Origin of the sequence: Flavobacterium sp. SH_e, assembly GCF_025717045.1 — a bacterium.
Lineage (GTDB): Bacteria > Bacteroidota > Bacteroidia > Flavobacteriales > Flavobacteriaceae > Flavobacterium.
The window spans coordinates 935,432-947,371 of the sequence record NZ_JAOVZN010000006.1 but is presented as its reverse complement, the minus strand read 5'-3'; the positions used below and the strand labels follow the sequence as shown (position 1 = coordinate 947,371).

Here is an 11,940-nt window from a genome sequence, read left to right as displayed (position 1 = left end):
TACACCATAGACCAGCAGTGCTATTAGCGAGTGCAAATTTAAGTCTTTATTTAGTTTATCCAAACTTTTTGAGCAAAAAAATTCATTTTTTTTGGTTTTTCTCTGTTTAAAACCTGCATCAACAATAGAAGTTCCTCATAAACAATACATTGCTATTTCCTGATAGTTTTATAGAATTTTTTGTTAATGCTCGTTTCTTTACATAAAAAAACATTTTCTTTGTAGGATAGAAAAACATTCAAATTTTTAACACCTAAATATGGCACAATTCAATTTCAATAAATGGAATACAATTATTGGTTGGTTTGCATTTGCAATCGCTTTAATAACTTACACTTTAACTGTTGAACCTACAATGAGCTTTTGGGATTGCGGAGAATATATTGCTACCGCAGCCAAACTTGAAGTAGGTCACCCGCCGGGAGCTCCGCTTTTCCAAATGATGGGTGCATTTTTTGCCATGTTTGCAATAGACGCACAACATGTAGCTGTAATGGTTAACATGATGTCTGTTTTCTCTAGCGCATTTACTATATTATTTCTGTTCTGGTCTTCGTCTATGATTTTAAAAAAGATTGTAGCTCGTTTTGCTGAAATTGACCAAAACAATTCAATTGTTATTTTAGGAAGCTCTTTTGTTGGGGCTTTAGCTTATACATTTTCTGATAGTTTTTGGTTTAATGCTGTTGAAGCAGAGGTTTATGCAATGGCTTCTTTATTAATTGCATTACTTTTTTGGCTTGGTTTGCGTTGGGAACAAGATATGGACAAACCAAAAGGAAATAAATGGCTTTTAATCATTTCGTTGGTTGTTGGTCTTTCGTTTGGAGTTCACTTTATGGCTCTTTTAACTATTCCATCTATTGGATTTTTATACTATTTCAAACACTACGAAAAAGTTACAATCAAAAATTTCCTTATTGCTAATGTAGTTGTTATTGGAATCCTTTTATTTATTTTCAAATTACTTCTTCCATTAACTATGGCATTTTTCGGAAAAACCGAAATCTTCATGGTAAACAGCATGGGGCTTCCTTTTAACTCAGGAACTATTTTTGTCGCATTATTATTTATTGCTTTTTTCTATTTTGGATTAAAATACACTAAACAAAAAGGATTGATATTTTACAACACTATAATATTATGTATTTTATTCATTCTAATTGGTTTCTCTACTTGGTTAATGCTTCCTGTACGTGCAAATGCAAATACAGTTATTAACGAAAACAAACCTTCTGATGCTACTGAGGTTTTAGCGTACTATAATCGTGAACAATATGGTGTGAATCCTTTATTTTATGGCCCTCAATACACAGAACTTTTCTCTGGTCTTGATGCTAAAACACCTTATTTAGACAAAAAACCAAACTACGAAAGAGATTATAAAACAGGTAAATATATCATTACCAATAATTACAAAAATGCAGAACAAAATTCTGACGACAATCAGAAAGCAGTTCTACCAAGAATGTGGAGTACAGAAACAGCTCACATTCAAAACTACATCAATTTTACAAATCCTCCGAAATTCAGAATCAATCCTAATTATGATTATGATGAAGATTTGGCAAAATACGGAATCGACGCCAGCCAATTAAGCGAAGACGAATACAATAAAGCTACAGCTCAGTTGCGTAATGAAGTTGAAAAAACAGTTTCTGAATTTAGAAAAGCTTATGCGCAAAAACAAATTGACAATGAAGGCTATATTAAATTCTTAAGAAGCTATGGTGACTACTTAATTATCGAAAAACCAACTACAGTAGACAATTTCAGTTTTATGTTTGAGTATCAATTTGGATACATGTACTGGAGATATTTAATGTGGAATTTTGTTGGACGCCAAAATGATGTTCAAGGTAAATACGATAATTTAGATGGAAACTGGATCAGTGGTATTAAACCTTTAGATTCAATTCATTTAGGTTCTCAAGACAATTTACCATCAGATGTATTAAATAATAAGGGAAGAAATGTTTATTATTTCCTTCCATTTATTTTAGGTTTAATTGGTATCATGTACCATGCAAACAAAGATTTAAAAAGTTTTTATGTTCTTTTGGCTTTATTCTTATTTACAGGAATCGCATTAAAAATATACTTAAACGAAAGACCTTTCGAACCTCGTGAAAGAGATTATGCACTTGTAGGATCGTTCTATGTCTTTGCTATCTGGATAGGATTTGGGGTTTATTCACTTTATGAAAGTTTCCAGAAATATCTGGCACCTAAAATTGCTGGACCAGTTATCATTGCAGGGAGTTTATTAGCCGCTCCAATTTTAATGGCTTCACAAAACTGGGATGATCACGATAGATCTGGAAGATATACTGCAGTTGCAATGGCAAAAGCATATTTAAGTTCTTGTGACAAAGATGCTATTTTATTTACCATTGGAGATAATGATACTTTCCCACTTTGGTATGCACAGGAAATTGAACACTTTAGAACCGATGTTAAAATCGTGAATACAAGTTTATTTATGACAGACTGGTACATCGATCAAATGAAAGCTAAGTCTTATGAATCTAATCCGTTGCCTATTTCTTTTGTACATAGCCAATATGTAGGAGACAACTTGGATTACACTGCTTACATTCAGAAAATTGACACTCGCTGGAACATTAAAGATTTTATCGATTTCATCAAAAACCCTAAATCAACTGTTGGTTTACAAAATGGACAAACTATTCATTTCTACCCAACAAACAAGATTAGAGTGAATGTAGACAAAAACACTATTATCCAGAATAAAGTAGTTAATCCGAAATATTACGATTCTATTGTTCCTTACTTAGATATTGACATTAAAGGAAGCGCATTATACAAAAACCGTTTAATGATGCTTGATATCTTAGCAAATAACAATTGGAAAAGACCAATTTACTTTAGTGGTGGTGCTTTTGATGATGAAGATTATTTATGGTTAAAAGATTATCTGCAACTAGACGGAATGGTATACAAATTAGTTCCAGTAAAAAATACTCCTTCTAAAGATGGCGGACCATTAGACATGGGACAAATTGATGCAGATAAAATGTATGATATTGTAATGAAATGGGATTGGGGTAACAGCGAAAGCGAAAAAATTTATCATGATCCAGAAACAAGAAGAAACAGTATTACATACCGCACTAATCTTTCTAGATTAATGAACCAACTTATTGAAGAAGGTAAAATTGACAAAGCTAAAAACGTAATTAATTTAGCAATGACAAAAATGCCTTTAGACAAATTTGGATATTATTCTTTAGTTGAAGCTTTTGCTGATGGTTATTACAAAGTTGGAGAAACTGCTAAAGCGCAAGATCTTCTAAACAAACTAGTTCAAAAATATAAAGAGAACTTAAACTATTACAGCACATTGACTCCATCTGACCAAACTGATTTAGCAGTAGATATTATTACAGATATTGAACGTTATAGAAGTTTATTACACGTAATGGATGCAAATAAAGACACTGCTTTTTACAATAAACACAAGACAACATTCAACACTTATGTAAATGTTTTTGAGCGTTTTGGACGTGAAAAAGAATAGATAATATACAAAAATCTTAACAATTAAAAAAATGCAGCGCTGTTTGATAAATAGCGCTGCATTTTTTAATTTTATACTATAATACAATTACATTCAAGATGAGTTTCTATTGGGTAAAAACTAATTCATTTATTAAAAAGGTATTCTCTAAATATTGCTGGGACATTCCCAACAATGAAAAGAAAATATACTTGACTTTTGATGACGGCCCTACTCCAGAAATAACAGATTGGGTTTTATCTGAATTGAAAAAATTTGATGCAAAAGCCACTTTCTTCTGCATTGGAAAAAACATTAAAGCCAACTTGACTCTTTTCGAAAAATTAATTACCGAAGGTCATTCAATTGGAAACCACACCATGAATCATGTAAATGGATGGAAAAGCCACACGAATGAATATATTGAAAATGTAAAAAACTGCGCAGATATTTTAGACGAGCAGGAAAAAGCTCCACATCATTTATTATTTCGTCCTCCTTATGGAAAAATCAAAAAAGCACAATCTAAAATTCTTAGAAAATTAGGCTATAAAATTGTAATGTGGGATGTTTTAAGTGCAGATTTTGACCAAAGTATAACTCCTGAAAAATGTCTTGAAAACGTAACAAAAAATGTTAAATCAGGAAGTGTAATTGTTTTTCATGACAGTATTAAAGCTTCTCCAAATTTAAGATTTGCTTTGCCTAGAACACTGCATTTTTTAAAAGAAAATGGATATAAATTTGACATTATTCACTAAATAACATCAACAAAAGAGAAGTTATTTAGACGTTAAATTGTTCTTGAACAATTCCTATTATAGTATTCGCATCAAGCTCTCCAGATTGTCTCCAGATCATTTGTCCTTCTTTATAAATCATTAAAGTTGGTAATCCTTTTATGCGAAGTGCTTCTGCCAGTTCCTGATTTTTATCTACATCTATTTTGATTACCTTAGCTTTATCACCAAGCGCAGCAGCTACATCCTTAATAACAGGATGCATAGAAACTGAAGATTCATTCCAATCTGTGTAAAAGTCAATTAACACTGGAACTTGAGCATTTATTAATTCTCCAAATTTTGACATAAAACCAAAAATTTAAGTTTTTTAAATCTCTTAAAAGAAATAAATATTATACAAATGTAGCATTTTTAACGAATTAAGCGACATTACCGCCCTTTTTTAGTTCAATTACTGTTATTTCAGGCATAATTCCAACTCGTCCCGGATAAGCATGAAAACCAAATCCACGGTTAACATAAACGTATCTTCCGACGTTTTCGTACAATCCAGCCCATTGTTTATAAATATATTGTGCTAAACTCCATTTAAAATATCCCGGAATTTCGATTCCGAACTGCATACCGTGCGTATGTCCTGCAAATGTCAAATGAAAGTTCTTTGGATGATCTTTAATTTCTGCTTCCCAATGACTTGGATCGTGGCTCATTAAAACTTTAAAATCGTCTTGATGAACATTTTCAGAAGCTTTATTTAAATCTCCTGCTTTTTTAAAATTCACTCCCCAGTTTTCTACACCAATCAAAGCAATTTTATCATCGCCTTTTTGAATATAAGTATGTTCATTCAGCATTAATTTAAAACCAATTTGGCCATACAAATTTTTAATTGCCTTAAAATTTTCGTCTTTTTCTTTCTCAGAAGGCCAAGTCACATATTCGCCATAATCATGATTTCCTAAAACTGCAAACTTCCCATATTTATAATCTTTAATACGACTAAAAGTTTCCAGCCAAGGATGCATTTCTTTAGCATGTGTATTTACAATATCTCCCGTAAACAAAATCAAATCTGCTTCTTGCGCATTGATTAAATCAATAGCATAATTGATTTTCTCTGGATTATCAAAACTTCCGCTATGAACATCCGAAATTTGTGTGATTTTAAAACCATCAAAAGCATCTGGAAGGTCTGGAAAAAATATGGTTTGTTTGATTACTTTAAAATTATATTTTCCTTCAAAAATTCCATAAATAATAGAAAGAAACGGGATTGCAGCCAAACCTAATGCTAACTGACTTACAAACTTTCGTCTATCGGGCATCATTTCCTTTCGAGGAGTATTATAAATAAAATAATTTAAGATACTTGCTCCTATTCTAAAAATATCTTCGCCAAACATTATTAGCGTAAGCACAATTTTAGGCACATACACCGTCAGCATCAAACCTGTAGTAAACATAAATTGCCTAGTCTGACCAACAGAACGGTCTACCTGAGAAAAAGAATATATAATAAAGATTAAAACCAGTAAGCTTATAACTTGATAACCAATCAAAACCCAACGTGTTTTGATTAAAGTTCGAAAAGCTTGATAGGAATAGAACTCAATAAATAATAAAAGAGCACAAAGAATTATAAAGCGAAAGATCATTTAATTTGTAGTTTTAAACAAAGTAACAAAGAATGAGAATTCTATTTCTTTTTATTATAAAAAATTTAACTCTAAAAAATAAAAAAGCTGAAAGAATGGCTTCTTCCAGCTTTAACCTACCAACCTTTAAAACTATTTAATCTTACGACTTAAAAGTGTCGCTTATATTATTTTGCTTTTTCAGCTTCTGGTTTTGCAGTTTCTGCTTTTTTCTCACCTTTAGCTTTTTTGTTTGTTTTTTTATCATGTTTAGGAGCTTTCGCTTCTTTTGTTTGAGTTGTTTGCGCTGGAGTTGTTTGCGCGTTTACCATTGAGAACGTTCCTAAAACTGCTACTGCTAAAATTGCTAATTTTTTCATGACTTTTAAATTTTTATGATTGTTATTTCATTATTTATAAATCAAAGATATAATCGCTAAATGAAGACAAAATGAAGATAAAGTCCTACAAGAAATTTTAACTTTTAATTAGCTTTTTCAAACAATAAGGTAAAAGTGGTTCCTTCATTTAAAACTGATTTTACTTTTATTTGAATGTGATGAAAAGAAGCTATGCTTTGTGCAATGGCGAGTCCTAATCCCTGCCCTTCCTGATCTGAACTGATTCTGGCAAAACGGCTAAATATTTTTTCAGTCTGTGATTCATCCATTCCTATTCCTGAATCTTTTACTGAAATAAAATAATGCTCATTAACAGAACCGTCTTCTACTATAATATTTCCGCCAGATTTATTGTACTTGATGGCGTTTGTAGCTAAATTATATAAGAGAATATGAATTAAAGTTTTATTCCCAGTAAAGGCAAAGCCGTTTTGCATTTTATTTTCGAAGTGAATTTCTTTATCGTCAATTCGATCTTGAAGATCTTCATACAAATCTGAAATTATTTCGCGAAGATCAATTTCTTCATTCGCTTCATATTGATTATTATCAATTCTAGAAATTAAGAGAAGATTATTGATGATTTTTTTTAGCATATCTAATGTCTTTAGCGAACCTGCAATTTTATCAACCGCATTGTCATCTAAAGATTCATTCTGCAATAAGTTTTCAAGTTTGTTTTTGAGCAATGCAATTGGCGTAAGAAGTTCGTGCGAAACATTCGAAATAAACTGTTTTTCTTTTTTAAAAACTTCAGCAATTCGATCCATCATTTGATTCAGAACAAAATCCAGTTCTCTAAAATCTCTCGAAGCTGCTTTTATCGGAGTATGATCAAATGTTTCTGGTTCGTTTACACGCCGTATTTTGGTATCAATAATTTTGTAAAACGGCTTTAAAAGATATTCTATATAAAACGTATCGGCCAGAAAAGTAATAAATAGAATGATCACAAAAACTATTATAATAAAGAGTTTAATTACAAAAGTCAAATCGTTAACCTCGCTCAAACTACTACCAATTTCAAGCTGATAGTCTTGACCTTCGTACACAAAATGATGCTGTAAAATTCGATATTCGTTTTCTTCTCCTTCTATTTTACGGTATTCATTACTGAAAGTTGTTTTCTTCTGATGTAATTGCATCGGAACGCGAGAAAGTACTAAAAACTCACTGTGAAGAGTTGAAAACTCCGAAAAAGTTTCTGTTGAATCATCGGGATTTTCTATGAAATCATTTATTTCTTCCTGATTTAAATGCTCTATAAATTTCTTCTTTTTCTCTAAAAGACTGTTATTAATATGATGATAGACTACATTTTCTACCAAAATAGGGAGCATTAGCCATAAAACCAAAATGACCAACAATCTTGTCATGGCATTAAAAATGGCTAATTGATGTTTTATTTTCACAAGAATCGATTTATTCGTTTATACGATAACCAACATTTCGAACAGTTTCAAACCAATCTATTGCTGCATGTTTATCTAATTTCTTTCTGAGATTTCGAACATGAACATCAATAAAATTAGAATCTGAATTTACCTCTAAAATATCTCCCCAAATATGTTCAGTTAACTGAAGACGAGTAATAACACGATTTTTATTCAGAACCAGATATTGAAAAATATCGAATTCCTTTTTGGTAAGACTAATTGGCTGATCATTAAAACTCACTTTATAATCCTGAAGTTGTAAAACAAAATCATGAATCGTAAGATTATTTAAAGTAAAACCGTGTATTCTTCGAATTACAGCAAACAATCTCGCACTTAGTTCTGTCAAAGCAAAAGGTTTAGTCAAATAATCGTCGGCGCCAAGATGAAGTCCGTTGATTCTATCATCCAGTTCTCCTCTAGCCGTTAAAACAATAACCGCCATTTTTGATTTTGTTTTTCTAACAGTCTGCAACACTTCAAAACCATCTCCATCTGGAAGTCCCAGATCCAACAGCATGGCATCATAATCATTACTATTAAACTCTTCTAAAGCATCGCTGCAAGTATGCGTAATCTTGCAGATATACCCTGCATTACACAAAAAATCATAAACTTCTACGGCAAGTTCCCGATTATCTTCTACAATCAAAACATTCATAAACAAGGTGTTTAAGCACAATTAAAATTAATCATTTAAAAAGAAGAAAAAACAGCATTGTCAAAACATTAACGAAAAAAGCTGACAAATTTCTTTATCAGCTTTTACCACCGGCATTCTTCATAATTATCCTTCCTGTTTTGTTTCCTTACAAACTTTTGAAAACAAAACAAAAACAATATTATTTTTTCACTTCTGCTTTTGGGGTTTCTGTTTTTGCAGTTTCACTTTTTGCTGCTTTTTTCTCAGATTTGTGTTTTTTAGGATGTTTTGTTGCTTTTACTTCTTTAGCTGGAGCTTCTTTTCCTGTTTTTGCTGGAAAAGCTTGAACCATTGCACTTGTTCCTAAAACTGCTACTAGTACCATTAATAAATTTCTCATGATTTCTAAGATTTAATAATTAATAACCTTTTAATTTATACCTCAAAATTATCCTCACAACATGAAGAAAAAATGAAGAAATCGTGCATAATGAATATTTTAACGAGACATTAACTATTCGGATAATTTTCGAGAAGCAAATCGTTTTTTAAAACCCAATTGTTTATTTTTACAGACTAATATTTTTTATATGTCAACTCAAAAACGCCTTTTTCTTCTAGATGCTTACGCACTAATTTTTCGTGGTTATTATGCTTTTATAAAAAACCCGAGAATCAACTCAAAAGGAATGGACACATCTGCAATTATGGGTTTTATGAACTCACTTTTGGATGTTATTAAAAGAGAAAAACCAGATCATTTAGCCGTTGCTTTTGACAAAGGAGGAAGTCACGTAAGAACCGAAATGTTCGTAGAATATAAAGCCAATCGTGATGCAACGCCCGAGGCTATTAAAATTGCCGTTCCTTATATTCAGGAATTATTGCGAGCAATGCATATTCCTATTATTGAAATCGAAGGCTGTGAAGCCGATGATTTAATTGGAACAATTGCCAAACAAGCAGAAAAACAAAATTATCAGGTTTTTATGGTAACGCCAGATAAAGATTTCGCGCAATTGGTTTCTGAAAATATATTTATGTATAAACCTGCTCGAATGGGTAACGGAATAGAAATTTGGGGAATTCCTGAAGTTTTGGCAAAATTTGAAATTGAAAGACCAGACCAAGTAATTGATTTTCTTGGAATGATGGGTGACGCTGTGGATAATATTCCTGGATTGCCTGGAGTTGGTGAAGTGACTGCGAAAAAATTCCTGAAAGAATTTGGTACAATGGAAAACCTTTTAGAAAACACACATTTACTGAAAGGAAAAATGAAGGAAAACATCGAAGCTAATAAAGAGAAAGGTATTTTATCTAAAAAACTGGCAACGATTATTTGCGATTGTGATGTTGTTTTTAATGAAGACGACTACGAACTTTCGCGTCCTGATATCGAAAAAACAGATGCTATTTTTCAAGAATTGGAATTTAGAAGAATGGCAGAACAGTTTGATAACTTATTTAAAGTTGGAGGCGGGAATGAATTAGCAAATACTGCTCCGGCTGCTGATCCTAAATTATATAAAAAACCACAACCTAAAAACGAAGACCAATTTGATCTTTTTGGAGGCGGAGGAACTACTCTTGATGATAGTGCCGAAGCTGCAAGAAATTCATTTTATAATACTTTAGAAAATACTGAGCATTCTTATCAAACCATTCAAGGTGATTTAGGAATTAAATTGCTTTTGCAGAATTTAGAAAAGCAAACTGCGGTTTGTTTTGACACAGAAACGACTGGAATTGATGCTTTGCATGCAGAATTGGTCGGAATGTCTTTTGCTTACGAAAAAGGAAAAGCGTTCTATGTTCCGTTTCCAGAAAGCAGAGAAGAGGCTCAAACTTTAGTCAATAAATTTGTTCCGTTTTTTGAAAATGAAAACATTGAGAAAATTGGACAAAACTTAAAATACGATTTAAAAATCCTTTCTAATTATGGTGTAACTGTAAAAGGAAAACTTTTTGACACCATGATTGCACATTATCTGATCAATCCAGATATGCGTCATAATATGGATATTTTAGCAGAAACGTATTTAAAATATTCGCCAAAATCTATTGAAACTTTAATTGGTAAAAAAGGGAAAAACCAGCTTAATATGCGTGATGTTCCTTTGGAAGATATTAAAGAATACGCTGCTGAAGATGCCGATATTACTTTACAATTAAAAGAAATCTTCACTACTGAATTAGATAAAACAGAAACTAAAAAGCTATTTGATGAAATTGAAATTCCATTAGTAAGCGTTTTGGCCGACATGGAAACAGAAGGTATTCGTTTAGATGTTGATTTCTTAAAAGGAATGTCTTCTGAAATGGATGTCGAAATCAAATCTTTGGAACAAAAAATTTACGAAACGGCTGGCGAAAAATTCAATTTAGCTTCGCCAAAACAATTAGGAGATATTTTATTTGACAAACTTAAAATTGGCGGAGCAAAACAAAAGAAGACTAAAACAGGTCAATATGCTACTGGCGAAGAAGTTTTGACTTATTTGGCAAATGACAATCCGATTGTAAAAGATATTTTAGATTGGCGTCAAATGGTAAAACTACAAAGTACTTATATTTTGGCTTTACCAGAACAAGTTGACAAAAAGACTTTACGTGTTCATACTGATTATATGCAGACTGTTGCTGCAACGGGACGTTTAAGTTCTAATAATCCGAACTTACAGAACATTCCAATTCGTACTGAAAGAGGACGTCAGATTCGTAAAGCATTTGTTGCTCGCGATGAAAACTACACTCTAATCTCTGCCGATTACTCGCAAATTGAGTTACGAATTATTGCGGCGTTAAGCGGTGAAGAAAATATGATTGCAGCATTCCAAAATGGAGAAGACATTCACAGAGCTACTGCAGCAAAAGTTTTTAATGTTTCTTTAGAGGAGGTTTCTCGCGAGCAAAGAAGCAACGCTAAAACAGTAAATTTTGGAATTATATACGGTGTTTCTGCTTTTGGATTGAGCAATCAGACTTCGTTATCAAGAAGCGAAAGTGCCGCTTTGATTGATGCTTATTATAAAACATATCCACGTCTTAAATCTTATATTTCAGAACAAGTTGAATTTGCTCGTGAAAAAGGTTATGTACAAACTATTTTAGGGCGTCGTCGTTATTTAAAAGATATTAATTCTGCAAATGCTGTTGTAAGAAGCGCTGCCGAACGAAATGCTGTAAATGCTCCAATTCAAGGAAGCGCCGCCGATGTGATTAAAATCGCGATGATCAATATTCATAAAAAACTTCGTGACGAAAACTGGAAATCTAAAATGTTGCTGCAAGTACATGATGAGCTTGTGTTCGATGTTCACAATGATGAACTCGAAAAAATCCAGCCAATGATTAAACACGAAATGGAAAATGCGTTTAAAATGTCGGTTCCTTTAGAAGTTGAATTAGGAATGGGTAAAGATTGGTTAGAAGCGCATTAATTTTATTTTAGATTGCAGATTGTTGATTTTAGATTTCTAAATAAAAAGTCAACAATCAACTCAATCTTGTCATTTCGACAAAGGAGAAATCACACTAGAAAGTCCACAATCAAAATCGCC

9 protein-coding genes are annotated in these 11,940 nt (G+C 32.1%); 3 read left to right on the top strand and 6 right to left on the bottom strand.

What is annotated here, in order from left to right; translation table 11 throughout:
• Positions 1-259 precede the first annotated feature (259 nt).
• Both OD917_RS14960 and OD917_RS14955 read left to right on the top strand, forming a co-directional pair.
• Positions 260-3,541, top strand: coding sequence for a DUF2723 domain-containing protein (locus tag OD917_RS14960; protein ID WP_263524233.1), 3,282 nt, complete (start codon positions 260-262; stop codon positions 3,539-3,541).
• Between the two features lie 98 nt (positions 3,542-3,639).
• Positions 3,640-4,281 (top strand): polysaccharide deacetylase family protein, encoded by a 642-nt coding sequence (locus OD917_RS14955; RefSeq protein ID WP_263524232.1) that lies wholly within the window; start codon positions 3,640-3,642, stop codon positions 4,279-4,281.
• Between the two features lie 25 nt (positions 4,282-4,306).
• On the opposite strand, the gene OD917_RS14950 is transcribed toward OD917_RS14955, so the two are convergent.
• The 6 genes from OD917_RS14950 to OD917_RS14925 form a co-directional block, all read right to left on the bottom strand.
• Positions 4,307-4,609, bottom strand: coding sequence for a thioredoxin family protein (locus OD917_RS14950; RefSeq protein ID WP_008466807.1), 303 nt, complete (start codon positions 4,607-4,609; stop codon positions 4,307-4,309).
• Between the two features lie 73 nt (positions 4,610-4,682).
• Positions 4,683-5,918 carry a metallophosphoesterase gene (locus tag OD917_RS14945; RefSeq protein ID WP_263524231.1) on the bottom strand — a complete coding sequence of 412 codons (1,236 nt, stop codon included), beginning with the start codon at positions 5,916-5,918 and terminating at the stop codon, positions 4,683-4,685.
• Between the two features lie 167 nt (positions 5,919-6,085).
• Positions 6,086-6,277, bottom strand: coding sequence for a hypothetical protein (locus OD917_RS14940; protein WP_263524230.1), 192 nt, complete (start codon positions 6,275-6,277; stop codon positions 6,086-6,088).
• Between the two features lie 104 nt (positions 6,278-6,381).
• On the bottom strand, positions 6,382-7,710 hold the full coding sequence (locus OD917_RS14935) for a sensor histidine kinase (protein ID WP_263524229.1): 1,329 nt from the start codon (positions 7,708-7,710) through the stop codon (positions 6,382-6,384).
• A gap of 10 nt (positions 7,711-7,720) precedes the next feature.
• Positions 7,721-8,395: a response regulator transcription factor gene (locus tag OD917_RS14930; protein ID WP_263524228.1), complete on the bottom strand. Its 675-nt coding sequence runs from the start codon at positions 8,393-8,395 to the stop codon at positions 7,721-7,723.
• A 181-nt stretch (positions 8,396-8,576) separates the two neighbouring features.
• Positions 8,577-8,777: a hypothetical protein gene (locus OD917_RS14925; protein ID WP_263524227.1), complete on the bottom strand. Its 201-nt coding sequence runs from the start codon at positions 8,775-8,777 to the stop codon at positions 8,577-8,579.
• A gap of 190 nt (positions 8,778-8,967) precedes the next feature.
• Here OD917_RS14925 and polA point away from each other — a divergent pair, with 190 nt between their 5' ends.
• The gene (gene polA, locus OD917_RS14920; protein ID WP_263524226.1) at positions 8,968-11,820 is read left to right on the top strand and encodes a DNA polymerase I; all 2,853 of its coding nucleotides are present in this window, start codon (positions 8,968-8,970) and stop codon (positions 11,818-11,820) included.
• The last annotated feature ends 120 nt before the right edge of the window (positions 11,821-11,940 follow it).